This window comes from Acinetobacter sp. RUH 2624 (assembly GCF_000162375.2).
Taxonomy (GTDB): domain Bacteria; phylum Pseudomonadota; class Gammaproteobacteria; order Pseudomonadales; family Moraxellaceae; genus Acinetobacter; species Acinetobacter nosocomialis.
The window spans coordinates 696,089-720,771 of sequence record NZ_KI391939.1; the positions used below are offsets into that span (position 1 = coordinate 696,089).

Below are 24,683 nucleotides of genomic sequence, written 5' to 3' on the forward strand. Positions count from 1 at the left end.
AATCAGGCTTTGAACAAAGCCAGTAACCATACGTAAAGAAAGACGGAATAGAGATTTGATCATTAAACAGCATTGAATCGCTGTATCGGAATAAGTTTGATTTCGTCCTTGCTTGCCTTGTGGTTGTGCATACCATTGCGTCTTAGGATCAAACCAGATTGAAATATTTCCTCGCTTGATTAAAGCTTGGTTATACGAGGACCAATTGGTTGTACGATAGATTTTAGGTGTAGGCTTCTTCATCTGGAAATTATATTACTGAAGAAGCCTTCAAGAATAGCTTTGTGCAACAAAGCCTAATGAAAGTGGAACTTTAATCAACACAACCATAACTGTTTTAAGTACGATTGTTAGTGCGTTTCATTCAAAGCATCTTGAATATTGTGCACCATGTGGATTAAACGTGGTCCAATTTCACCTTCAAGTTTTTCCGGATTTAGATGAAAACTTGGCGCACCACAGTTAAAAACATAAAGACCGTGTTTAGAGCTAACCAAAGGTACAGCCACTGAGTTTACTTCTTTATGCCACTCACCCAAAGACAAACAATATCCATAATCTTGATAATCACGGAAAGCTCGTTCTAATGAGCGTTTGATGGCTGGCCAGTTTTCTGGATTTTTTTGTTTCAATGCATCAAGTAGAAAGTTGCGCTCACGTTCAGGAGTCGCAGCCAAGCATGCTCGTCCCATAGAACTGCTATGCAGTGGTAAAGTCGAACCAATTGGACGGCGCATATTTAAGGCTGTTTCAATTTGCACAACATCGATATACACCATATTTAAGCGATCACGCGTTGCCATCGCTACGGGCGCTTGAACATACTGACTCATCTCTTCCATATATTGATGAGCAATATTACGAATCGAGATGTTAGATAAAGCTGCATATCCTAAGGATAAGACACCAATATCTAATGTGTATTTGGTCGAGTTAGGTAATTGTTTTAAATAACCTAATGACACAAGGGTATTGGTAATACGTGCAATGGTCGGTTTAGGTAAACCTGTCATTTTTGCTAATTCTTGGTTACCAAGCACCTGATTATTTGCAGAAAAGCATCTTAAAAGTTCTAAGCCGCGTGCTAAAGAAGCAATAAACTGCGGGTTATTTTCCCGATGTATATGCGAAATAGGATCTAAACGTATCTCATCAAAATTTATTGGTTTTTCAGTTTCCGTGTTTTGAGACATTCGATCCTCAAATATAATTAAAGCAATAGTTTTGCCATTATATTTCGCTCTGCAAAATAAATCCATTCATCACTGCGCTGTTGTGATGAATGGATATCTGGTTCAATGGTTATGAAACGTTTTCAATCACCATTGCAAGACCTTGGCCTACACCAATACATAGGCTCACCACGGCATATTTCTTCTTACGGCGAATTAACTCGCGCGCTACTGTTAACGCAAGACGAGCACCTGAAGCACCAAGTGGATGACCAACTGCAATTGCACCACCGTTCGGGTTCACACGTGGGTCATTAAAATCAACATTTAAGCCTTTTAAACAAGATAAAACCTGTGAAGCAAAGGCTTCATTAATTTCGATAATATCCATGTCATCTAAAGTAAGGCCAGCACGCGCAACAGCTTTTTTAATCGCTTCGATCGGGCCAGCACCCATAATGCGTGGCTCAATACCGGCTGCCGCAGCGGACAAGATTTTTGCCATTGGTTTTAGGCCATATTTTTGACCTGCCGCTTCTGAACCAATCAAAAGTGCTGCTGCACCATCATTAATACCTGAGGCATTACCCGCAGTAACTACGCCACCTTCAAAGAGTGGTTTTAACTTTGTAAGTGCTTCAACAGTTGAGCTTGGGCGAGGGTGTTCATCTTCAGAAACGAGCTTAGGTGGCAATTTTTTGCCTTGGAAAACCTCAATTGGCGTAATTTCATCGGCAAAGAAACCTTCTTCTTTGGCTTTTTGATATTTGGCTTGTGATTGGGCTGCAAATAAGTCAGCTTGTTCACGGCTAATACCAAACTCGGCTGCAACGTTATCGCCCGTTTCAGGCATTGAATGACCGCCGTACTGCGCAATAATTTTTTTATTTGGAAAGCGAGAGCCAATCGTGGTGTCATAAATTTTTGCATCACGGCTATAAGCGCTTTCCGCTTTACCCATCACAAACGGTGCACGTGACATACTTTCTACACCACCTGCAATATACAGTTCACCCTCACCACAAGTAATAGCGCGTGCTGAGTCAATCACAGCACCTAAACCACTAGCACATAGGCGGTTTACTGTCTGGCCTGGTACAGTGACAGGTAGGCCTGCAAGTAATAGTGCATTTCGTGCCACATTACGACTATCTTCACCCGCTTGGTTGGTGTCGCCTAAAATCACATCTTCAATATCCGCGCCTGGTACACCTGTTTTTTCTAGTAGTTTTTGAATGACAGTTGCGGCCAAATCATCAGGACGAATTGAGGCAAGTTCACCTGCATGACGGCCAAATGGACTACGTAAACCATCATAGATATATGCATTTAACATTGAGAAATTCCTTTTCAAGACTCGTGAGTAAAAGTAAGAGGTAAATGAAGTGCGACACGACGCTGTAACCACGGGCTAGGGCGGTAACGCGGGTCATGGGTAAGTGCTGTTATACGGTTCAGAATAAGTAAGACTTTTTCGCTACCGACTTGATCGCCCCATTCAATTGGTCCAAATGGATAGCCTAAGCCAAGACGTACAGCCGCATTAATATCATCTACTGTGGCAATATTTTGCTGGGCAATATCGCAGCCTAAATTAATGACCATGGCTAAAACACGCTGCGCAACAAAGCCAATACTTTCATTAATCATACTGACCATATTTCCATCTAGATTGAAAATAGAGTGAGCCGCTTGTCGGTATTCAGATTTAGTAATGAGTGATGGCATTAAGGTGCGATGTTTTGCAATGCCATAAAGCATGTCTATCGCAACAGTATGCTTTGGATTAACTCCTAGGCGAGTAGCTGCTTGAGTTGTATCTTCACCATAACAAGCGAGTAAACATAAGCTATCTGTTTGCGGTTCAGAATTGGTGTCTAGGGCAATATTTTGCTGAGTTAAATAATCTTCGAGTTGTTTTTTATCGTCCAAGAAATCGGCAGCGATCCAAACTTTTGGATATTGTGCTAAACGCTCTACCAATTTGGCTGGTTGTTCACCTGTTTTTGAACCGGTTTCATAGTTATAAAAACCTTGATTAACCTTACGTCCAAGTTGCTTGGCATCTAGCATTTGCTTGGTCAGCGGGCTTGGTTTGTAGCGGGCTTCTTCATAGTACTGGTGATAAATCGACTCCATCACAGGATGCGAAACATCAAGGCCAGTTAAATCCATTAATTCAAATGGCCCCATTCTAAAACCAACGCCGTCACGTAAAATTCGGTCAATTTCACTAATATCACAGACATTCTCGTTTAAAATTTTGAGCGCTTCAGTTCCATAAGCACGGCCCGCATGGTTAATAATAAATCCAGGGGTGTCCTTTGCTACAACAGGGCGATGACCAAATGCACGAGACAGATCGTTTAAAGCATCAATAATAAGTGGATCTGTTTTTAAACCACGAATGACTTCAACCACTTTCATGAGTGGAACTGGGTTAAAAAAGTGATAACCCACAACACGCTCAGGCTTCTTGCAATTTGCCGCAATGGCTGTAATAGAGAGAGAAGAAGTGTTTGAGGCTAAAATAGTAGTATCCGAAACAATGTCTTCAAGCTGTTGCATCAAGCTTTGTTTAATATCGAGACGTTCAACAATTGCTTCTACAATGAGGTCACAATTTTTTAAATCTTCAATTTGATGGGCAACAATTAAATGGTTATTTGCCGCTGTTGCTTGCTCAGGCGTAATCTTATTTTTTTCGACTAACTTTTGAAATGTAGCAGCCAGTTTTTCTTTGGCCTGTTCTGCGGCGCCTGCTTTGGCATCATATAAATAAGTGGTATGACCTGACTGCGCAGCAATTTGAGCAATACCACTGCCCATGACACCTACACCAATCACAGCCATGCTTTTAATATCATAAGTCATGTCGATCATCCTGATGATTAATCTATATTTGAAATTAAATGGAAAAATAAGGTTGGGTGATTTAGCTTAAGCATTGTTTATCACCATCAATGGGTAAGATTTGCCCTGAAATTGAGCGACCACTATCTGACGCTAAAAATAGGCATAAATCTGCAATATGCTTTGGATTGACAAAATATTTGAGCGACTGATTTTTCAGTGCGTTTTGAGTCACTTCTTCCAGTGATGTATGGGCTACATCGGCACGGGCCTGTAATACGCGCTGAACCCGATCACCATCTACCGCTCCAGGAAGAATAGCGTTAACCCGAATGTTATCTGCACCGAGTTCCATAGAAAGCGTTTTGGTAAAACCGATCAACCCCCATTTTGAAGTGGAATAGGCCAGTCGATATGGATAGCCTAAGCGGCCGGCAATAGACGACATATTAATAATCACGCCTGCCTGTGCTTGCTTTAAATAGGGAATGGCTAACTGGGTAATTAAAAAAGTGCTATTCAGGTTTAAATTAATAACTGTATTCCAGTCTTCAAAACTTAACTCATCTGCTGCAACGGTCGGGCCTGAGATGCCTGTGTTATTGACTAAAATATCAATACCGCCAAGTTTATGAATGGCTTGACTAAACATGAGTTTAATTTGTTCATGGTCGGCTAAATCACAGGTATATATGTGTAGCTTTGGATAATCTTGTTGAAATTGTTCTAAGCTTTTAGCATTGATATCACAAACAAAAACTTCATCCTGATTGTTTAAAAATGCCTCGGCAATGCATCGTCCTATCCCTGAACCACCTGCACTAATTAATACTTTTCTGGCCATTTTCATTCCTTTGTTATTATGGTTTTAAATTATTTACCTTGATACGACGGCTTACGCTTTTCGATAAAAGCTTGAACGCCTTCATTTTTATCTTCGGTAGAAAATAACAACTGGAATGCTTTTCGTTCTAGAGTTAAGCCTGCATTTAATGGAACATCTTCGCTCATTAGTGCAACTTCTTTAATTTGTTGCATGGCAATAGGAGGCATTTTTGCGAGGCTTTGTGCCATTTGGATTGCAGTTGGAATAGTTTGGTCGTCTTCTGTGACTTGTGAAACAAGACCAATCAAATAAGCTTCTTCGGCTTTCACCATGGCACCTGTCATAATCATGCGCATAGCATGGAATTTACCCACAGCACGGAATAATCGTTGTGTACCACCAGCACCTGGCATTAGACCGACTTTAATTTCCGGCTGGCCAAAGGTTGCGCCTTTACCTGCAATAATAATGTCAGCATGCATTGCAAGTTCGCAGCCACCACCTAATGCATAACCATTTACAGCAGCAATCACGGGTTTAGGGCATTGGGCAATTGCATTCCAATAACGTTCGGTATGACGCAATAACATTTCTGTGGAAGTTGCGGTTGCCATTTCTTTTAAATCTGCACCTGCGGCAAAGACTTCTTCACCACCTGTGAGCACAACCGCATTGATCTCATCGTTAAAACTTAACTCGGTAAAAGCTTGTGCTAGTTGTTTGCGAACTTCACTGTTTAAAGCATTTTTTGCTTCTGGGCGGTTAATTTTAACAACTGCTATTTTTTGAATAGAAAAGTCGACTTCTACGAAATTATTCCCTGTTGACACACTCATTTTTGAATTCCTTGTTTCGCATATCAAAACTATATTCCTTTTATGATGCTTATTTTGGAATTTATTTCAAGTCTTATTTCTCTTAATAGCGTAGGTATCATCTTTTAAAATAGATAAGTTATTGATATTGCGTAATGGTCTAAATTTAAATTTCGTTAAACGAAATTAATTTTCAAAAAAGCTTGAAATTTGTATTTTTGTTCTCGTACTATGAAACACATCCGCACTAAACAAGATTTAAAAGCATGGTATCCAGACCAGCTGGAAATGGCTGATGGATACGATGGAAATATATAAAAAGGGAGATCAAAGATGATCCGTGATGAAGGGATGTTGGAGCAGTTACTTTCAACAATTCGAGATTTTGTAAAAAATGAATTGATCCCTCGTGAAAACGAAGTGGTAGAGAAAGACAAAATTCCAGATGACATTGTGCAGCAAATGCGTGAGCTAGGTTTGTTCGGCCTCACAATTCCCGAAGAATATGGTGGCCTAGGCATCACCATGGAAGAAGAAGTCAGAGTTGCATTTGAACTTGGACAAACTTCACCGGCTTTCCGTTCTTTAATTGGAACCAATAACGGTATTGGCTCAAGTGCAATTTTGATTGATGGTACAGAAGAGCAAAAGCAGAAATATTTACCACGTTACGCAAGTGGCGAAATTATTGGTTCATTTTGTTTAACCGAGCCTGAGTCTGGTTCTGATGCTGCCTCTTTAAAAACCAGTGCGGTAAAAGATGGTGACTTTTATGTGTTAAACGGTACCAAGCGTTTTATTACTAATGCACCCCATGCTGCAACCTTTACCGTAATGGCTCGAACGAATCCTGAAATTAAAGGGTCGGGAGGTATTTCAGCTTTTTTAGTCGAAGCGAATACACCAGGTATTACCTTGGGCAAAATTGACCAAAAAATGGGTCAAAAGGGTTCACACACCTGTGATGTAATTTTTGAAAATTGCCGTGTACCTGCTTCTGCATTGATTGGTGGGGTAGAAGGTGTCGGTTTTAAAACGGCCATGAAAGTGCTGGATAAAGGACGGTTGCACATTGGTGCCTATAGCGTGGGTGTCGCCGAACGCATGTTAAACGACGCATTGCACTATGCGATTGAGCGTAAACAGTTTGGTCAACCTATTGCGAACTTCCAGCTTATTCAAGCCATGCTTGCCGACTCAAAAGCCGAAATATATGCCGCTAAATGTATGGTCTTAGATGCAGCTCGCCGCCGTGATAATGGCGAAAACATTAGTACGGAAGCCTCTTGCGCAAAAATGTTTGCGACCGAAATGTGTGGCCGCGTTGCTGACCGCTGTGTACAGATTCATGGTGGCGCAGGCTATATCAGTGAATATGCCATTGAACGTTTTTATCGTGATGTACGTTTGTTCCGTTTATATGAAGGAACGACGCAAGTTCAACAACTTATTATTGCCAAAAACATGATTAGGGAAGCTACAGCCTAATAAAAAATCAAATGCCATGAGGCATGGGATGCCTCATGTTCCTTCTGAGGATATGGACATGACAACAAAGACTGTTACAGAGAATATGAATAGCACTGAAGCTATTCAAACGCCCAAAAAGATTTGGATTACTGCATTTATATTCGCTTTTTTTACACTTTTATGTGATGGGGCAGATTTAGGTTTTTTGGCATTAAGCCTCACTAGTCTTAAAACAGAATTTCATTTAACTGGTGTGCAAGCTGGAACATTAGGAAGCCTGACTCTATTTGGCTCGGCCGTGGGTGGACTCATTGGTGGTTGGGCATGTGACCGTTTTGGTCGGGTTCGTATTATTGTTTTCTTTATTGCTTATTCTTCAGTTTTAACCTGTGCGCTAGGCTTTACACACTCTTATATGCAATTTGCAGTTTTAAGAACTTTTGGAGCGATGGGTTTAGGTGCACTTTATATTGCCTGTAATATTTTAATGTCAGAAATGGTTCCGACCAAACATCGTTCTACCGTTTTAGCAACGCTGATGACAGGTTATACCTTAGGTTCTTTATTAGCGACATTACTAGCAGGACACATTATTCCTGAACACGGCTGGCGTTTCCTTTACTGGATTGCAATTGCGCCTGTGGTGTTATCAATTTTGATGCACATATGTGTACCTGAACCTGAGTCATGGAAAAAAGCGCGTCAATTAAAAGCGTTAAAAATAGCTCAAAGTAGCCAACCTAAAAAACGTCAAAATCCATATCTTGAGATTTTAAGAGATAAAAAACATGGCACCATGTTTGTACTTTGGATTATTAGTACTGGTGCACTACAGTTTGGTTATTACGGCGTAAGTAACTGGTTACCGGCTTATTTAGAGTCTGATCTAGGCATCAAGTTTAAAGAAATGGCCATGTATATGGTCGGTACTTTCCTGATTATGATGTTCGCCAAAGTAATTGCAGGAATTGTTGCCGATAAATTAGGACGCCGCGCTGTATTCGCTTTTGGAACCATTGGTACAGCCTTATTTATTCCAGTCATTGTTTACTTAAATACACCAACCAACATTTTATGGATGATGCTGTTTTTCGGTTTCCTTTACGGTATTCCATATGCAATTAATGCCACCTATATGACAGAAAGCTTCCCGACTTCTATTCGAGGTTCGGCAGTGGGCGGTGCTTATAACATTGGCAAAGTACTTTCAATTTTTTCTCCATTAACAATTGGTTATCTATCGCAAAACGGTTCTATTGGCTTAGGACTTTTGGTAATGGCTGCGGCTTATTTTATCTGCGGGGTAATTCCATTGTTATTTATTAAAGACCGACTATTTAACCCGCAAAAGGCAGAGTGACAGATTTATCTGTCACCTTAAATTAAGGATGAAAAGGGACAAGTGAGATGATAAATAAAATCACCAGTGACATTGAACCGATTTTAAAAGCTATTCCTGATGGAGCAACCATCATGACAGGCGGGTTTGGTGTGACGGGGCAACCTGCTGAATTAATTGAAGCCTTAATCGATTTAGGAAAAAAAGAACTCACCATTGTAAACAATAATGCAGCTTCGGGTGACCGTGGTCTAACCAAGCTGATTATTGCCGGTTGTGTCAAAAAAATGATTAGCTCATTTCCGAAATCTGCAGGATCAACCGTTTTTCAAGACTTATATAGAGCGGGAAAAATTGAGTTAGAACTGGTACCGCAAGGTAATTTGGCATGTCGTATTCAAGCCGCAGGGGCAGGTTTGGGTGCTATTTTTACTCCGACTGGTTATGGCACTAAAATTGCCGAAGGCAAAGAAACCCGAACCATTAATGGTAAAAACTATGTGCTTGAATATCCACTGGAAGCTGACTTTGCACTGATTTATGCCGATAAAGCCGACCGCTGGGGCAATTTAACTTACCGCAAAGCGGCTCGCAATTTTGGACCAATTATGGCAAAAGCCGCCAAGACCACGATTGTTCAAGTGAATGACACCGTAGAGCTAGGAACGCTTGACCCAGAGTGCATTATTACACCGGGAATTTTTGTTCAGCACGTTGTAAAAGTAGGAGATATCTAATGTCAGTTCAAAAGCGTTCTCGTGAAGATATTGCCAAACTCATTGCCAATGACATTCCGGAAGGTTCTTATGTCAATTTAGGCATTGGCTTACCGACCAACGTTGCTAAATTCTTGCCAAAAGACAAAGAAATTTTTTTACATTCGGAAAATGGTGTTTTGGCTTTTGGCCCACCACCACAACCGGGTGAGGAAGATGAAGATCTGGTAAATGCCGGAAAAGAACTTGTCACTTTATTAGATGGTGGATGTTTTATGCATCATGGTGACTCATTTGACATTATGCGTGGCGGCCATCTGGACATTTGCGTGATTGGTGCATTCCAAGTTGCGGTCAATGGAGACTTGGCAAACTGGCATACCGGTAAAGCAGATGATGTACCTGCAGTTGGCGGTGCTATGGATTTGGCAGTTGGTGCAAAAACGATTTATGTCTATATGGAGCATGTCACTAAAAAAGGTGAGCCCAAAATTGTAAAAGAACTGAGTTATCCAATAACGGGTGAGCAGTGTGTAAACCGTATTTACACCGATTTATGCATTATTGAACTCAAGGACCAAAAAGCTTACGTCAAGGAAATGGTAGACGGCTTAACTTTTGATGAATTACAGGCAGTTACTGACTGTGAACTAATTGATGCACGTGTAGCCTAAATACACACGGAAAAAACGCTTCTTTAAGGATTAAAAGATGAAAAAATTAATTTTAGCTGCAGCTTGCGCTGCGGCTTCAGGGACTATTTTTGCAAATTCTTCAGATACCACAGAACAAAGAATTAATTTACTAGAAACCGAGCTGCAAAAATTAAAAGCAGAACTTGCTGCTCAGAAACAAACTCAAAATAATTTACAGGTCAAACAGGTTAAGATCGAAGAGAACATTGAAAAAACTAAAGCAACGGTAACAGAAAAGCCTGTTGCTCCTTCATGGGTGACTTGGACGGATAACGTTAAGGTTTATGGTATTGCCCGTATTGATGCAGCGGTTGATTTTAAGTCATCACCAGACTCGGGCGGTAGAACGACCAGCAGTCTGTACCGAACACCTTTTGAAAGTGAAAAACGTTCGAATCATGCGCGTTCGGATGCCATGATTAATGCAAGCCGACTCGGTGTTTATTTTAATAGCCCAAATAAAGCGGTTACAGGAAATATCGAAGCCGATTTCTTTGATAGCTCTAACATGGGAACGGGGGATGGTAAATTCCGTATCCGTCATGCATTTTTTACCTATAAAGACTGGACCTTTGGTCAAACATGGTCACTCATGTCTAACATGGAAACCCGTACAGAAGCTGTTGATTACACCCAATTTGTGGGAACTTCCTATACGCGTACTCCTCAAATTCGCTATGACTGGAAAATCGACGCCAATAATGATTTAAAAGTAGCTTTGGAATATACAGGTTCGAGAGTCTCGGCATTGCCATCTTTAACGGGGCGCTATACTTTTAAACAAGGTCCTTTAACTGCTCTTGCGCAAGGTTTTATCAATGAAAAATCCGCAGATGTCGCCACTGCCACAGTGAAGAAAGTAAGTTGGGGTGCAGGAGGCGGCTTAAAATATCAACTCACGCCACAACAATCGCTACAAGCAAATTATCAATATATTGTCGGTGATCAAAAATTTATGCCGTATACCACCCAAAGTGGTTTGGCAAATTCAACAAGTTTAAATGCTGCGGGTGATTTTTCTTTAAACGAAGATAAAACAGATTTGGTGATGAATAAGTTGAATAGCGTCAATATTGGCTATTCATATAAATTTAATGAGCAATGGCGTGCGAACTTATCGGCTTCAATGTTTGATTATGATGACGACACGGCTTATGCCAAACTTAACCCCGATGCTAATAAACGCTTAACGGACTATGCTGCTAACGTCTTTTATTCTCCAATTGAGCAAATGGATATTGGGATGGAATATCACCAAGGCAAACGTGAAGTGTTCGATGGCCGAACCGCTGATGTGTCACGCATAAACTTTGTATCAATGTATAAATTCTAAAATAGGGCGTAATTAAAAATGGAAAAAATAGTTGAGCCCAATGCAGAAAATATACTGTCAAAAAGCTTTATTTTTATCATGGCAATGACATGTGGAATTTGTGCGGGTTCAAACTATTATAACCAGCCCTTAATCTATTCCATTGCAGAAGCATTAAAAGTCAATGCCGATCAGGTCGCTTTAACTATTGTGATTAGCCAGCTGTCATATGCAGTTGGCCTTTTTATATTAGTTCCCTTAGGCGACTTTTTTGAAAAGCGTAGTTATATTTGCCTGCTCATGTGTTGTACGGGGCTTGCACAAGTAGGGCTATCCTTAAGTCAAACCTTGCCAGCTTTATATGGCTTTACCTTTTTAGCTACATTCTTTTCGATTGCGACTCAAGTTTTAGTTCCTTTTGCCGCGGGTTTAGCCAGCCCGAAAAAAAGCCCTCAAGTTGTAGGGACTCTCATGAGTGGTTTGTTCTTGGGAATATTATTGGCACGTTCTATTGCAGGCTTACTTTCTACAGTTTGGTCTTGGCATGCGGTTTATTTAATTAGCGGAATTGTCATTTTGGTGTTTGCTTGGGTAATGTGGGTAAAGTTACCAGTGGCGCGAAAATCCCATCAACTCAATATTCTACAGATTTATGGTTCGCTATTTTCATTAGCTGTTCATCAGCCTCATTTACTACGCCGTGGTTTGGCAGGGGGAATTGGCTTTGGAATTTTGGCTCTCATTTTTACCACCATGACTTTTATTTTGGCGAATGAGCCTTATCACTTTAACGATTTCCAGATTGGTTTATTTGGTATTGTTGGCTTGGCTGGCGTATTTGCGACCCCATGGGCAGGCAAGAAAATTGCAGCAGGCCTTGAAAATAGGATTGCATTGGTTTGTATGGCACTATTAATGAGTGCATGGATACCACTATTTTTTGCACAGCAGTCTTTGGTTGCCTACGCTGTTGGCGTGATTATGGCGTATTTTGGTTTGTCAGCATTTCATGTACTCAACCAAAATCTGGTCTACCGGATTTCGGCCGAGGCACGTTCCCGTATTAATTCAATTTATATGACTTTATATTTTGGTGGAGCCGCCTTAGGTTCTTTTATTGCGGTGTATGCTTGGAAACACTGGGGATGGGAAGCATGTGCTGCTTTAGGTTTAGCAATGGCAATAACAAGTTTCGTGATTGATCGCTTAGATTTTTATGAAATGGGTAAGATTACCAAGCAAGAAAAAGCTCCATAAACAGGAGCTTTAAAATTTTATTATTTGCGAATAATCATTAAGGTTGCCGAGGCAAAAGCATACACTTTGCCGTTCTCATCTACGATTTTTCCTTCGGTACTTATAATATTACGGCCCGCATTAATCAATTCGGCTGTCGCATAGTAAGACGTATCAACTTGCATGGGGCGGATCATTTTTACATTTAAATCAATGGTTCCATAGCCGACGCCATGTTCGAGCAATGTATGAGCTGCACTGCCAGTAGCTGTATCTAAAGCTGTGGCGCAAAAGCCGCCGTGTACACCGCCTTGAATATTTCTATGTTCTTTGCGAGGGGTAACTTTATAAGTTGCTTTACCTTTGGATACTTCAACGAGTTCCATTGGTATGGTGTGAGCCATAGGTGATGGAGAAACTTCACCATTTTTTAAAGCGGTTAAAAACTCAAGACCTGTGTATTTCGGGCTTTCCATGAATCGTCCTTGGATGATTAAGCAATCTAATCACCATACTATAAATTGAATTTTTACGGAATAAAATTTTGCAATACAAAATTTAAATTTATTTTGATTATGTAATGCTAATTACTTTTTATTCTGTATTTGTATTTTAAAACATGTATTTATGTTTTATATCCATTTATGAGTTACGATAATTTTATTAATTTAGTGAAAATATATTTTGCTATAAGAAATTTTTTGATATTTTGGTGAGATTGAAACAATAAAAGTCCATTTCAAGGAAAAACGATATCTGCCCATGACACAGGCAGAGAGGTGAAAGGAAAAACTATGCCTTTATACAAAGCTCCATTACGCGATATGCAATTTGTACTGCATGAAATGCTTCAAACAGAACAGAACTATCAAGGTTTAAGCAAATATCAGGAAAGCGTAAATCGAGAATTAATTGATCAATACTTAGAGGCAGCAGCAGATTTTTGTGAAAATGAATTAGCGCCCATAAATCAAAATGGCGATCAAGAAGGCTGTCATTTAAATCAAGGTGTGGTGACAACCCCTAAAGGTTTTAAAGAAGCCTACCAAAAATATGCCGAGCTTGGGTTTACTTCATTAACCGCCGATCCGGAATATGGTGGGCAAGGCTTACCAACATTACTGCGGATTGCGATTTCTGAAATGTTATGTGGTTCTAATTGGGCTTGGGCAATGTATCCGGGATTGTCTCATGGCGCAATGAGAACAATTGAGCACCATGGTACCGAGCAACAAAAACAGAAGTTTTTGACTAAACTTATTAGTGGTGTCTGGACCGGAACCATGTGTTTAACCGAGTCACATGCGGGTTCGGACCTTGGTTTAATTAGAACTAAAGCAGAACCAAATTCGGACGGTAGTTACTCGATTACAGGCGAAAAGATTTTTATTTCGGCGGGTGAACATGATCTTTCTGAAAATATTATTCATATTGTTTTAGCCCGTTTGCCTCAAGCACCTGCAGGGACTAAAGGTATTTCTTTATTTATTGTGCCTAAATTTAATGTGAGTGATGATGGTCAGGTGCTGGACCGTAATAAAGTCGTTTGTAGTGCGATTGAACATAAAATGGGGATTCATGGAAATGCGACCTGTGTACTGAATTTTGATGGTGCCAAAGGTTATTTAATTGGTCCTGAAAATCGTGGGCTCAATTGTATGTTTACTTTTATGAATACCGCACGTATTGGAACAGCCGTACAAGGGCTTGCTGCTTCTGAAATCTCATTTCAAGGCGCGTTAAGTTATGCTAAAGAGCGTCTCGCTATGCGTTCGTTATCTGGTCCTAAATATCCTGAGAAAAATGCCGATCCAATTATTGTGCATCCCGCTGTGCGTTCAATGTTAATGACACAAAAAGCTTTTTCTGAAGGTGGTCGTGCACTGGCTTATTTTCTGGCTCAGCATGTCGATATTGTGGAAAGCTCAAACGATCAGGAACAGCAAAAACACTCCGATGAATTATTGGCTTTTTTAACACCCATTGCTAAGGCCTTTTTAACAGAGTCGGGTAATGAGTCTGCAAAGCATGGTGTTCAAGTATTTGGTGGACATGGCTTTATTGTTGAGCATGGCATGGAGCAAATTGTACGTGATGCACGTATCTCGACATTGTATGAAGGTACAACTGAGATTCAGTCTTTAGATCTGCTGGCACGTAAAGTCCTCAAGTCGGAAGGCAAACTTCTAAAGAACATGACCGATTTAATTGATCAGTTTATTAGTCAGCACCAATCAAATGAAGTCTTGAAACCTTATTTAGAAAAATTAGCTGAGCTTAAGCAGCAATGGCTGTCACTGACCAAATCTATTGCAGAGAAAGCCAAACACAACCCAGAAGAAATAGGGGCTGCTTCAGTAGATTATCTTTATTTTTCTAGTTACGTCGTGTTCGCTTATTTGTGGGCTCGAATGGCACAAGTTGCCCATGAAAAATTAGCATCGGGTACACAAGAAGAAGCTTTTTATAAAGCAAAATTAACGACAGCTAAGTTTTTCTATCAAAAGCTTTTGCATCGTACACAGAGTTATGCCGCTTCTATTGAGTCTGGAGCTGATACTGTGATGGAGCTCGATCAAGATGCTTTTGCATTTTAATGAATCGTAATATCTAGAATCATTGGGTGAAATTGACATACGAAATTTTACCTATTGATTAAATTTGTAAATTTAGACTCATCAGTTTTTGGTAGGAAAAACCAGTTGAGACAAAGAAATAGAGGGTTAACATAAGTATTAAAACGTGAATTTTCATCAAATATTGATGTTGGACAAGGACTAAGGAAAGAAAATCATGAATGCTTATTATCAATTACTGAATAGAACAATTGGTCCTCAAGGTGAAGTGATTGCTCATTATTGCTCAACTGTTCATGCGCAAGGTGCTTGGAACCCTCATGAACAGCATATGGCGCCTGCAAGTGGCGTGATCGCAGTAGAGTTAGAACAGTTTTCACCACGACAAGATATGCGAATTGGTCGAATTAGTTTTGATATTTTTGGATTGATTGCATTTGGTGAATTTACGATTAAAACACATGTCATTCGTGCCGGTAAAACGATTGAATTGATTGAAGCAGAACTACAAGCACAAGGTAAAACTTGTATTGTGGCTAGAGCATGGCGCATGTGCACTCAAGACAGTTCCGATATTGCTGGGCTTGAAGATCAACCAATTCATCATCCAGATACTTTTACCGAATGGACAGGTATGAAAAGATGGCCGGGTGGTTTTATCCAGACATTAGTCACTAAAACTGATGATCAGCATCGTGCGGGCAAAGGCATTGTTTGGCTAAACAATCATAAAGAAATAGTTGAAGGGCAGCCGACCACAGATTTTGCGCATTTGATCGGTATGGTAGATACCGCAAACGGCATTGTCCCAAGACAAGAAGGAGAATTTACTTGGGGCTTCCCAAATCTTGATTTACAAATCCACATGCACCGTTATCCGCAAGGTAAATGGTTAGGTCTGGAAACCGTTCAGCAATATGGTTCGGATGGCATTGGTTTAACCAGTGCAGTTTTACATGATGTGTATGGTCCATTTGGACGAAGCGAGCAGATTTTGACTTTACGTAAAATGACTAAATAAATTTTTGAGCCAATAAAAAAAGTCATCCCCAAAGATGACTTTTTTTATTGAGATTTAATTGTTAGTTACGGACTTTTAGCAATGTTGGCGTAAGCTCATCCCAACGTTGTTTTGCAGCGTCCATTGCTTTCATTTTGATATGACCATAACCGCGGACTTCTGCCGGTAATTTTGCAATTTGTTCAGCAACTGCCAAGTTATGATTGTCTGGTGTCTCAACAAGTGTTTCAACAAATGCGATGTAACGGTCACGCCAAGCTTGTTCGTGTTGACGTTCTTCTTGACGCGCAAATGGGTCAAGGAAAGTTTCACGAAGCCATTGTAAGCGAGCGAGCATCATCATCGGGAAACGCATCCAGTAACCAAACGCACGTTTACGGACATTTTTCAGACCACCAAGTAACGCTGGTGGAGCAAGATGATAGGTTAAACGTAAGCCTTTACCGAATTGGGTTTCAATTGATTCTTTGAAGCTTTTACCTGTTAGTAGACGTGCAACTTCATATTCATCTTTATAAGCCATAACTCTGTAAAGCTGAGTTGCAATCGTACCTGTTAACTCTTCTGGTAACTTTTTAGCTGCCAATTCTACAAGAGTGCGGTATTTAGCTGCATAAGCTTCATTCCAGTAGTCTGTTAGACGAGCAGAACGGTCTTCAACAAGTTCAGCTAAAGTTTGCGGAGTTTTGGTTTTTGGCATTGCTGCAAGTAAACGAGCAGCTAAAGTCGGGTCACTTGCAAGATGACAACCTACACGGAAAGCTTCAAGGTTCTTTTCAACAGCCGTACCATTTAGGCGAATTGCTTTTTCAATACTTTCACGTAATAGCGGAATGCGACCAGATTGCCATGCCATACCGAGCAATAACTGGTTGGTATAAATTGAATCACCTAAGAGCTGAGTTGCAATACGAGCCGCTGGCAGAGAAACCAGCTGACCTTGACGAACACGACCACGGAGACGGTCAATTAAATCGGTAATAGGCGCATACCAGTCACGAGATTTAATAAACTCAGAAGTAGGGGTACTGTCTTCATTCACAATAACTAAAGCATCATCTTTTAAACGAGATAGAGCAGCGCTACCACCAGCGACTACGGCATCTGCACCGATGAGTAATTCACATTGACCCGCTGGAATTTTGGTAGAAGAAATTTGCTCATCACTTGCTGCAAGTTGAACGTATGAATAAACCGTACCACCTTTTTGGGCAAGGCCGGCCATGTCCATAACACGTGTTGCTTTACCTTCGAGGTGAGCCGCCATACCAAGCAGTGCACCAATAGTCACAACACCTGTACCACCAATACCACCGACCATAATACGACTTGGAACGTCATATAACTGAGGAATAACGGGTGATGTTGGCCAGCCTGCACCAATACCTTCAAATTTAGCAGGACGTTTCATATCACGTGTATGAACAGTCACAAAGCTTGGGCAAAACCCTTCGGCACAAGTGAAGTCTTTATTACAGCTACTTTGGTTAATTTGACGTTTAGTCCCTAAAGCAGTCTCTACTGGCTCAATAGATAAACAGTTTGATTTTTTAGAACAGTCGCCACAACCTTCGCAAATATCACTGTTAATGTATAAACGCTCAGCTGGGTCAGGGTAGGCATCACGTTTACGGCGACGGCGTTTTTCACTGGCACAGGTTTGTACATAAATTAAAGCGGTTACACCTGAAACTTCACGTAGCTCACGTTGAACTGCATCAAGCTCATTACGGTGGCGAATTTCTACACCCGCTGCAATACCGTCTTCTTCATTTAATAATTTAACTTCATCAGTGACAATCACTTGTTTTTTAATACCTTCGGCAGCGAGCTGGCGAGTTAACTGTGCAACGCTCAAATGCCCATCTACATGCTGACCACCTGTCATAGCGACCGCATCGTTGTAGAGGATTTTGTAGGTGATATTTGTTTTTGCAGCGATAGATTGACGAATTGCTAAGTAACCAGAGTGGAAATAGGTTCCATCACCAAGATTAGCAAAAATGTGTTTTTCATTGGTAAATGGTGATGCACCCACCCAACTTACACCTTCACCGCCCATTTGAGAGAACGTTTCGGTACCACGGTCAAGCGAAACAGCAATATAGTGACAACCGATACCGCCTAACGCACGACTACCTTCAGGAACGACTGTTGATGAGTTATGTGGGCAACCACTACAGAAATATGGTTTACGTTCAGCAAGATCAATCACACGTTTTGATTCTTGCTCTGCTTTTAGCAGTAAGTCGATTCTGCTTTGGATTTGTGCTTTTAAGCTTTCTGGAATATCTAGTTTTAAGAAGCGAGCAGCTAGCATTTTTGCAATCGGTTCAGGCTGATACTCATAGTGACCAATGAGCGGTGCTTCTTCAATAGAGGTACTCCATTCACCTTTGCCATCAATCGCTTTACCAATAACACGAGGACGTTTGTCATCAGGAAGTGAGTACAACTCATCTTTAATTTGTGTCTCAAGAATTGGACGTTTTTCTTCAACAACAATTAGCTCTTCTAAACCTTCGGCAAATTCACGTAGACCTTGTGGTTCTAGAGGCCAAATCAGCCCAACTTGATAAACACGTAACCCAAGCTGTTGGGCTGTTTCATCCTCAATACCTAAAATACGTAGGGCTTCAATGGTATCTAAATAACCTTTACCACTTGCAGCAATACCAATACGGGCATTTTCACAAGGCCATGTTACGGTATTGATTTTATTCGCACGGGCATAAGCCAAAACAGCAGGTAAGCGATATTTATAAAGACGTTCTTCTTGTTGAATGCCATGATCTGGCCAACGAATATTAACGCCACCCTCTGGGAAATTGACATCTTTTGGTATAACAGGAGTGACACGGTCTAAATCGACATGAACAGAAGCTGAAGTTTCTACAATTTCACTGACCAGCTTCATGGAAGTCCACAGACCAGAAAAACGTGAAACAGCAATGGCATGAACACCAAAGTCTAAAATTTGTTGAACGGATGTTGGGTAGAAAATTGGAATACCGCAACCAATCATGACATGTTCAGACTGGTGGGGAATTGTAGAAGATTTACAAGAGTGGTCATCACCAAATAAAGCAACGACACCACCACGTTCAGAGGTACCAGCTAAGTTAGCATGGCGGAGTACGTCGCCTGAACGGTCAACACCCGGGCCTTTACCATACCACCATGAAGACACTCCATCATATTTGCCTTGACCTGAAAGGTTAACTTGTTGGGTACCCCAAATTGCGGTAGCAGCCAAGTCTTCATTTACGCCAGGTTGAAATACAACATTATGGGATTTAAGTAATCCTTGAACTTGCCAAAGGAAACTATCATAGTTACCAACAGGAGAACCGCGATAACCAGAAATAAAACCAGCAGTATGATAACCATTAATCGCGTCACGGCGAGTTTGGGCAAGAGGCAAACGAACAAGCGCCTGAATGCCGGTCATATATGCTGTACCGTTATCACTTACATATTTATCTTCAAGTGACACATCCTTTGTTGCAATAATATTTGGAGTGACTTTTGTAGCTATATTCATTTATATCTCCTTAGAATTTTTAGTAGCTCGGACTACTTTCTTTTTTCAACATCCAGTTGAATATTTGGAGCAAGTGACATACGAAATAAAAAAAGATCGGTTCCTCTTCTTAAAAAGAATTGGTGCCAATGTATGTACATTTAGTCATTGTGGTTGAACTAAACTGGTGCAACAATCCGTAATTTAGGAAAACATATTTACGTTATGCGCAAAAATCTCGATGGTGGACTATTGCATGCTATGCATGCATTCCTGAAAGTGATTGATAGCGGGAGTTTCACAGCAGCAGCTGAGCAGATGGATCTGACCACAGCACAGGTTTCACGTCTTATCAGCGAGCTAGAAACACGCTTAGGTACAAAATTAATACAACGCTCAACGCGCCAGCAGGCCCTCACTGATATTGGTGCGACTTATGCAGAGCGCTGTCGCCAAGTCATTTCAATGGTGGATGAAGCGGAGTCAGAAGTCACCGGAACAGCTTCTAAACCCAAAGGCCGTTTACGCGTGTTAAGTATGGGAAGCTTTGGGCATCATTATGTTTTTCCAGTGATGGCTGAGTTTTGTAAACATTACCCCGAATTAACCGTGGAATATACGACTTCACAATACGTTCCGGACCTGTTGGCAAAAGGGGTCGATGTTAGTCTTTATCTGACTGAATCATTAACAGACTCACGGTTTGTCGCACGCAGAATTGGCACTATTTTTTCTGTTTTATGTGCATCACCTGCTTACCTAGAAAAACATGGGATACCTGAGTCCCCCGAAGACTTAAAAAGTCATGCCTGTTTACGCTTGGTAAATCCGTCTATTACACCAGATTGGCACTTATTAAATACAAGTGGTGAGTCTTACCAAATCGACATTGGCGGGCAACTCATTGCAGATAACCCTGAGTTATTATTAGATGTGGTGCAGCAGGATATGGGCATCGCATTATTGCCGATGTTTTCGGCTTTAGATGCAGTTCAAAATGGAAGATTATGTCATATCTTGCCAGAGTGGCGTTCACCTGATATCGGGGTTTATACCTTATTGCCTTCACGCCATTTTATTGATGCCAAAACACGTGCATGGTTAGATTGGGTAGAAGAATATATTTCTCCAAGAATTGAAATGGATGCATCTTATTTTTATAAATAATGAGATAAATTTTTTAAGGATTACAATTGAAAAAGGATGAAGAATAATACGGATTAGAATAAAAATAGGGTAGAAAATGCTTCTTTTGAAAGAGGCATTTAATACAAAGATAAATAATAGATTTTAAAAAAATTGCATGAGGGATTGAGTCCCAATTCCTGAACAGAATGAGATAAAGATGAGATAGGATGATCTGGTATTTCACCTAATATTCAGCTTTATACCAGATGCTGAGCTACTTTAATTGATGACTAGGCACACTTGGTTTGCCAGTAAGCATTTGCATAATTCGACAAGCTTTTTCGGTTTAATACATTGCTAATATTTTGGCTGGCTTGCATCAGTTTTTCTAAATTAATGCCAGTTTCAAAACCCATGTGGGATAGTAAATAAAACAAATCTTCGGTCGATACATTACCTGAGGCGCCTTTGGCATAAGGGCAACCCCCAAGTCCTGCAAGAGACGAGTCAAAAACGCGAATACCTTGTTGTAAAGACTGATAAATATTGGCAATCGCCATGCCATAGGTGTTGTGGAAATGGCCGGCTAAAACCTTGCTGTCGAGCTCAGCAAGACAGGCTTGCCATACCTTTTGGACGCGATCTGGTGTTGCGGTACCAATGGTTTCACCTAAAGACACTTCATAGCAGCCCATATCATAGAGTCGTTTAACCACTTTTACGACTTGCTCAGGGGCAATTGCGCCTTCATAAGGGCAATCGACTATACAAGAGACATAACCTCGCACACGGATGTTATGGGCTTTTGCCGCGCTCATGACATCGCTAAATTTCTCAAAGCTTTCTTCGATTGAACAGTTGATATTTTTGCGGGTAAAGCTTTCCGAAGCTGCGGTAAACACGGCAACCTCTTTGCATCCGACCGCTTGAGCAGTTTCAAAACCTTTGATATTGGGGGTGAGCAGGCTAAATTGCACATCGGCTGTTTGGGGTAATAACTTAAATAGCTCGTCACTTTGAGCCATTTGTGGCACCCATTTTGCCGAAACGCATGAACCCACTTCAATTGATTTCAGGCCTGCATTAATCAGATCGTTAATGAAGTTTAAGCGTTGTTCAACTGTTAAAGCCTGCTTTTCGTTTTGAAGGCCGTCTCTGGGACCGACCTCCACGATTTTGACAAATTCACTCATGCAACTTCCTCCTGTGCAGGTTGAAATTCCACAAGCTCATCGCCAGCTTTGACCTGATCACCTACTTGGAAGTAGGAATCTACAATCACGCCGTCTTTAGGAGCACGGATGGTATATTCCATTTTCATTGCTTCAAGCGTCATTAAAATATCGTCTTTCTTCACGCTATGATTTGCACTGACTAGCACTTGAGTGACCACACCTGGCATAGGGGCTTTTAAGTGACCTTCATCGGCTTGGCTATCTGCCTGATTAAAGTCTTGGCGAATATAAGCAAACTTATAGCTTTGACCATTTTGGAACAAGGTAATACCTTGCTGACTTTGGTTAAAAGGTAGCTTTTGCTGAGTCCCACCAATTTGAATAGAGGCCGTATGTGCATCAAGCAATTGACCTGAAATCGGGTAGCTTTGGCCGTTATATTCTGCGGTGAAGCCATCTTCATTTGAGGCAAATTTGATTTGGATATTTTGGTTTAAATAATTCAGTTTAATGCTGTGCTGATAAGCAATATTTAAACGCCATAGAGGTTGAGCTTGCCAAAGCTGTTTTTGGCTTGAGCTGTTGTTATTAAGTTTGCTTAAAAACTCAATAAATGCCGCTGCCACTACCAGTTCCGGTTTGATCTCTTCAGGGCTAAACAAGAAGTTTTGTTCACGTTGAATCAGGTTGGTATCAAGCTTAGCTTGTTTAAACGATTCGCTACGTACAATCTTTTCAAGAAAGGCAATGTTGTTACCTAAGCCATCGACATGGAATTGGCTCAAAGCATTTTGCATTTGAATAAGCGCAGCTTCACGGTTTTTACCCCATACAATCAGTTTGGCAATCATCGGGTCATAATAGGTCGTGATTTCATCGCCTTCAACAATACCGCTGTCTACACGTACATATTGGTTTTGCGTTGGGTAGTGCAAATAGTCAATTTTACCGATTGCTGGTAAAAAGCCTTTTTCTGGTTCTTCGGCATAAATACGTGCTTCGAGCGCATGGCCGTGAATCTGCAATTCGTTTTGTAGTTTAGGCAAAGGTTCACCATAGGCCACACGAAGTTGCCATTCGACCAAGTCTTCACCTGTAATCATTTCAGTAACAGGATGTTCGACTTGTAGACGTGTATTCATTTCCATGAAATACGCCGTACCGTCTTGTTCTACAATAAACTCAACTGTACCTGCGCCAACATAATTTACCGCGCGTGCAGCATCAATTGCAGCTTGGCGCATTGCCTCGAGTTTCTCGCTTGGCATTTGTGGAGCAGGGGCTTCTTCTAGCACTTTTTGGTGACGGCGTTGTACCGAACAATCACGTTCAAACAAATGTACGTAGTTGCCATGTGTATCGCCAAACACTTGCACTTCAATGTGGCGCGGTTGAATCACATAACGCTCAATCAAGACATCATCATTACCAAAGCTCGATTTGGCTTCACGTTTACAAGAGGCTAAGGCATGCAGAAAATCTTCACTGCGTTCAACCAGACTCATGCCTTTACCACCGCCGCCAGCACTGGCTTTAATTAAAACAGGATAGCCAATTCGGTCTGCCTGTTGTTTTAAAAAGTCGGCATCTTGGTTGGTTCCGTGATAGCCCGGTGTTAAAGGAACACCTGCTTTTTCCATTAAAGCTTTCGAGGTTGCTTTTAAGCCCATCGCTAAAATGGCATCCACTGGCGGGCCAATAAAGCAAATGTTGTGTTGTTGGCAAGCGAGTGCAAACTGATCATTTTCAGAAAGGAAGCCGTAGCCTGGGTGAACCGCTTGGCTACCTGTATCAATGGCAGCTTGAATAATACGATCAACCTGTAAATAACTTTGTGTTGCAGGGGACTGACCAATATAAATCGCTTCATCTGCAAGTTTGACGTGTTGTGCATTTGCGTCTGCATCTGAGTAAACGGCAACCGTTCTAATACCTAATTTTTTAGCTGTACGAATTACGCGGCAGGCAATTTCGCCACGGTTCGCAATTAAAATCTTTTCAAACATGATGATCGTCCTTAATTGTTGTTATTCGAGTTAGAAACCCAAGCAGGCTGCTGTTTATTTAAAAAGGCACTCAGACCTTCTTTTGCCTCACTGCCTTGACGAACTTGAGCAATATGATGTGCTGTCTGTTGCAGCAAGTCATTGCTCATGGTCTGGTTGCTCACCATTTGAATGAGTTGTTTGGAGGCCGTTTGAGCGTGCGGGCCACCGAGTAATAGAGCATCAATAATTTCTTGAACTTTTTTATCTAGGTCTTCGGCATCTGCTACTTCGTGTGCCAAACCAATTTGTTTGGCTTCACGTGCTGAAATCCGCTCGGCAGTTAAGAAATAACGTGAGGCTTGTCTTGCACCAATCGCACGAATCACATAGGGACTAATGGTTGATGGAGCAAGTCCTAAACGAACTTCAGACGTAGCAAACTTGGCATCGGTGCTGGCAATACAAATATCACATGCCGATGCCAAACCCATGCCGCCACCAAAGGCAATGCCATGCACGCGGGCAATAGTCGGTTGTTTAAGTGTTGCAAGTGCATCAAGCATTTGGGCAAGTTTTAATGCATCTGCTTCATTTTCTGCTGAAGATGCCTGACCTGCCTGTTTCATCCAGTTCAGGTCGGCACCTGCCGAAAAGCTTTTACCGCGTCCAGCTAAAACGACCACACGTATATCATCACGTGTATTGATTTGCTTAAAGCAGGCATGCAATTCTTCAATGACTGTTGTATTAAATGCATTGTGCAATTCAGGGCGATTCAGCCAAACATAGGCAACCTGACCTTGTTGTTCGAGTTGTAAAAATTGATAGCTCATATACA

At 41.1% G+C, this 24,683-nt stretch carries 20 protein-coding genes; 9 read left to right on the forward strand and 11 right to left on the reverse strand.

The window, feature by feature from the left end; all coding sequences use genetic code 11:
• The 6 genes from HMPREF0014_RS10000 to HMPREF0014_RS10025 all read right to left on the reverse strand — a co-directional run.
• Positions 1-243: transposase (locus tag HMPREF0014_RS10000; RefSeq protein WP_020992210.1), on the reverse strand; the 243-nt coding region annotated here is incomplete at its 3' end.
• A 107-nt stretch (positions 244-350) separates the two neighbouring features.
• Positions 351-1,193 carry an IclR family transcriptional regulator gene (locus HMPREF0014_RS10005; protein ID WP_000081482.1) on the reverse strand — a complete coding sequence of 281 codons (843 nt, stop codon included), beginning with the start codon at positions 1,191-1,193 and terminating at the stop codon, positions 351-353.
• A 109-nt stretch (positions 1,194-1,302) separates the two neighbouring features.
• The gene (locus HMPREF0014_RS10010; protein ID WP_000930801.1) at positions 1,303-2,508 is read right to left on the reverse strand and encodes a 3-oxoadipyl-CoA thiolase; all 1,206 of its coding nucleotides are present in this window, start codon (positions 2,506-2,508) and stop codon (positions 1,303-1,305) included.
• Positions 2,509-2,522: 14 nt separating this feature from the next.
• On the reverse strand, positions 2,523-4,046 hold the full coding sequence (locus tag HMPREF0014_RS10015) for a 3-hydroxyacyl-CoA dehydrogenase (protein WP_004887715.1): 1,524 nt from the start codon (positions 4,044-4,046) through the stop codon (positions 2,523-2,525).
• Positions 4,047-4,107: 61 nt separating this feature from the next.
• A complete protein-coding gene (locus HMPREF0014_RS10020; protein ID WP_002048283.1) occupies positions 4,108-4,869 on the reverse strand; it encodes an SDR family oxidoreductase in 762 nt (253 codons plus the stop codon).
• 29 nt (positions 4,870-4,898) lie between these two features.
• A complete protein-coding gene (locus tag HMPREF0014_RS10025) occupies positions 4,899-5,687 on the reverse strand; it encodes an enoyl-CoA hydratase (RefSeq protein WP_004887713.1) in 789 nt (262 codons plus the stop codon).
• A gap of 312 nt (positions 5,688-5,999) precedes the next feature.
• On the opposite strand from HMPREF0014_RS10025, the gene HMPREF0014_RS10030 reads away from it, so the two are divergent.
• The 6 genes from HMPREF0014_RS10030 to HMPREF0014_RS10055 are packed head-to-tail and all read left to right on the forward strand — an operon-like array spanning position 6,000 to position 12,455.
• Entirely contained in the window at positions 6,000-7,154 is a 1,155-nt protein-coding gene (locus tag HMPREF0014_RS10030) for an acyl-CoA dehydrogenase family protein (RefSeq protein WP_000617392.1), read from the forward strand.
• Positions 7,155-7,212: 58 nt separating this feature from the next.
• Complete coding sequence (locus HMPREF0014_RS10035; protein ID WP_009501086.1) at positions 7,213-8,496, forward strand: MFS transporter; 1,284 nt, start codon at positions 7,213-7,215, stop codon at positions 8,494-8,496.
• Positions 8,497-8,543: 47 nt separating this feature from the next.
• Positions 8,544-9,212, forward strand: a complete 669-nt coding sequence (locus HMPREF0014_RS10040) for a 3-oxoacid CoA-transferase subunit A (protein ID WP_002048307.1) — start codon at positions 8,544-8,546, stop codon at positions 9,210-9,212.
• Entirely contained in the window at positions 9,212-9,865 is a 654-nt protein-coding gene (locus HMPREF0014_RS10045) for a 3-oxoacid CoA-transferase subunit B (RefSeq protein WP_000116037.1), read from the forward strand. The genes HMPREF0014_RS10040 and HMPREF0014_RS10045 overlap by 1 nt, the downstream gene beginning before the upstream one ends.
• A gap of 37 nt (positions 9,866-9,902) precedes the next feature.
• A complete protein-coding gene (gene dcaP / locus HMPREF0014_RS10050) occupies positions 9,903-11,219 on the forward strand; it encodes an outer membrane trimeric porin-like protein DcaP (protein ID WP_004887709.1) in 1,317 nt (438 codons plus the stop codon).
• 18 nt (positions 11,220-11,237) lie between these two features.
• Positions 11,238-12,455 (forward strand): MFS transporter, encoded by a 1,218-nt coding sequence (locus HMPREF0014_RS10055; protein WP_006581459.1) that lies wholly within the window; start codon positions 11,238-11,240, stop codon positions 12,453-12,455.
• A gap of 20 nt (positions 12,456-12,475) precedes the next feature.
• On the opposite strand, the gene HMPREF0014_RS10060 is transcribed toward HMPREF0014_RS10055, so the two are convergent.
• On the reverse strand, positions 12,476-12,925 hold the full coding sequence (locus tag HMPREF0014_RS10060; RefSeq protein WP_079377081.1) for a PaaI family thioesterase: 450 nt from the start codon (positions 12,923-12,925) through the stop codon (positions 12,476-12,478).
• Positions 12,926-13,228: 303 nt separating this feature from the next.
• Here HMPREF0014_RS10060 and HMPREF0014_RS10065 point away from each other — a divergent pair, with 303 nt between their 5' ends.
• Positions 13,229-15,031: an acyl-CoA dehydrogenase C-terminal domain-containing protein gene (locus HMPREF0014_RS10065; RefSeq protein ID WP_004887706.1), complete on the forward strand. Its 1,803-nt coding sequence runs from the start codon at positions 13,229-13,231 to the stop codon at positions 15,029-15,031.
• 196 nt (positions 15,032-15,227) lie between these two features.
• Complete coding sequence (locus HMPREF0014_RS10070) at positions 15,228-16,031, forward strand: thioesterase family protein (protein WP_004887705.1); 804 nt, start codon at positions 15,228-15,230, stop codon at positions 16,029-16,031.
• 61 nt (positions 16,032-16,092) lie between these two features.
• Here the strand turns inward: HMPREF0014_RS10070 and HMPREF0014_RS10075 are convergent, their stop codons facing one another.
• Positions 16,093-19,575 carry an indolepyruvate ferredoxin oxidoreductase family protein gene (locus HMPREF0014_RS10075; protein WP_004887704.1) on the reverse strand — a complete coding sequence of 1,161 codons (3,483 nt, stop codon included), beginning with the start codon at positions 19,573-19,575 and terminating at the stop codon, positions 16,093-16,095.
• Positions 19,576-19,779: 204 nt separating this feature from the next.
• Here HMPREF0014_RS10075 and HMPREF0014_RS10080 point away from each other — a divergent pair, with 204 nt between their 5' ends.
• The gene (locus HMPREF0014_RS10080; RefSeq protein WP_004887703.1) at positions 19,780-20,721 is read left to right on the forward strand and encodes a LysR family transcriptional regulator; all 942 of its coding nucleotides are present in this window, start codon (positions 19,780-19,782) and stop codon (positions 20,719-20,721) included.
• Between the two features lie 251 nt (positions 20,722-20,972).
• Here HMPREF0014_RS10080 and HMPREF0014_RS10085 read toward each other — a convergent pair whose 3' ends face one another.
• From HMPREF0014_RS10085 to HMPREF0014_RS10095, 3 genes are read right to left on the reverse strand one after another with little or no spacing between them, the layout of a single operon-like run.
• The gene (locus HMPREF0014_RS10085) at positions 20,973-21,875 is read right to left on the reverse strand and encodes a hydroxymethylglutaryl-CoA lyase (RefSeq protein ID WP_004887701.1); all 903 of its coding nucleotides are present in this window, start codon (positions 21,873-21,875) and stop codon (positions 20,973-20,975) included.
• On the reverse strand, positions 21,872-23,863 hold the full coding sequence (locus HMPREF0014_RS10090; RefSeq protein WP_004887700.1) for an acetyl/propionyl/methylcrotonyl-CoA carboxylase subunit alpha: 1,992 nt from the start codon (positions 23,861-23,863) through the stop codon (positions 21,872-21,874). The genes HMPREF0014_RS10085 and HMPREF0014_RS10090 overlap by 4 nt, the downstream gene beginning before the upstream one ends.
• A gap of 11 nt (positions 23,864-23,874) precedes the next feature.
• Complete coding sequence (locus HMPREF0014_RS10095; protein ID WP_004887697.1) at positions 23,875-24,678, reverse strand: enoyl-CoA hydratase/isomerase family protein; 804 nt, start codon at positions 24,676-24,678, stop codon at positions 23,875-23,877.
• Positions 24,679-24,683: the final 5 nt, after the last annotated feature.

Coding starts and splice junctions, on each gene's coding strand:
- HMPREF0014_RS10025 (WP_004887713.1), bottom strand. CDS start 5,687: ATGAGTGTGTCAACAGGGAATAATTTCGTAGAAGTCGACTTTTCTATT.
- HMPREF0014_RS10070 (WP_004887705.1), top strand. CDS start 15,228: ATGAATGCTTATTATCAATTACTGAATAGAACAATTGGTCCTCAAGGT.
- HMPREF0014_RS10015 (WP_004887715.1), bottom strand. CDS start 4,046: ATGACTTATGATATTAAAAGCATGGCTGTGATTGGTGTAGGTGTCATG.
- HMPREF0014_RS10010 (WP_000930801.1), bottom strand. CDS start 2,508: ATGTTAAATGCATATATCTATGATGGTTTACGTAGTCCATTTGGCCGT.
- HMPREF0014_RS10085 (WP_004887701.1), bottom strand. CDS start 21,875: ATGAGTGAATTTGTCAAAATCGTGGAGGTCGGTCCCAGAGACGGCCTT.
- HMPREF0014_RS10020 (WP_002048283.1), bottom strand. CDS start 4,869: ATGGCCAGAAAAGTATTAATTAGTGCAGGTGGTTCAGGGATAGGACGA.
- HMPREF0014_RS10055 (WP_006581459.1), top strand. CDS start 11,238: ATGGAAAAAATAGTTGAGCCCAATGCAGAAAATATACTGTCAAAAAGC.
- HMPREF0014_RS10065 (WP_004887706.1), top strand. CDS start 13,229: ATGCCTTTATACAAAGCTCCATTACGCGATATGCAATTTGTACTGCAT.
- HMPREF0014_RS10095 (WP_004887697.1), bottom strand. CDS start 24,678: ATGAGCTATCAATTTTTACAACTCGAACAACAAGGTCAGGTTGCCTAT.
- HMPREF0014_RS10035 (WP_009501086.1), top strand. CDS start 7,213: ATGACAACAAAGACTGTTACAGAGAATATGAATAGCACTGAAGCTATT.
- dcaP (WP_004887709.1), top strand. CDS start 9,903: ATGAAAAAATTAATTTTAGCTGCAGCTTGCGCTGCGGCTTCAGGGACT.
- HMPREF0014_RS10040 (WP_002048307.1), top strand. CDS start 8,544: ATGATAAATAAAATCACCAGTGACATTGAACCGATTTTAAAAGCTATT.
- HMPREF0014_RS10090 (WP_004887700.1), bottom strand. CDS start 23,863: ATGTTTGAAAAGATTTTAATTGCGAACCGTGGCGAAATTGCCTGCCGC.
- HMPREF0014_RS10045 (WP_000116037.1), top strand. CDS start 9,212: ATGTCAGTTCAAAAGCGTTCTCGTGAAGATATTGCCAAACTCATTGCC.
- HMPREF0014_RS10030 (WP_000617392.1), top strand. CDS start 6,000: ATGATCCGTGATGAAGGGATGTTGGAGCAGTTACTTTCAACAATTCGA.
- HMPREF0014_RS10080 (WP_004887703.1), top strand. CDS start 19,780: ATGCGCAAAAATCTCGATGGTGGACTATTGCATGCTATGCATGCATTC.
- HMPREF0014_RS10005 (WP_000081482.1), bottom strand. CDS start 1,193: ATGTCTCAAAACACGGAAACTGAAAAACCAATAAATTTTGATGAGATA.
- HMPREF0014_RS10075 (WP_004887704.1), bottom strand. CDS start 19,575: ATGAATATAGCTACAAAAGTCACTCCAAATATTATTGCAACAAAGGAT.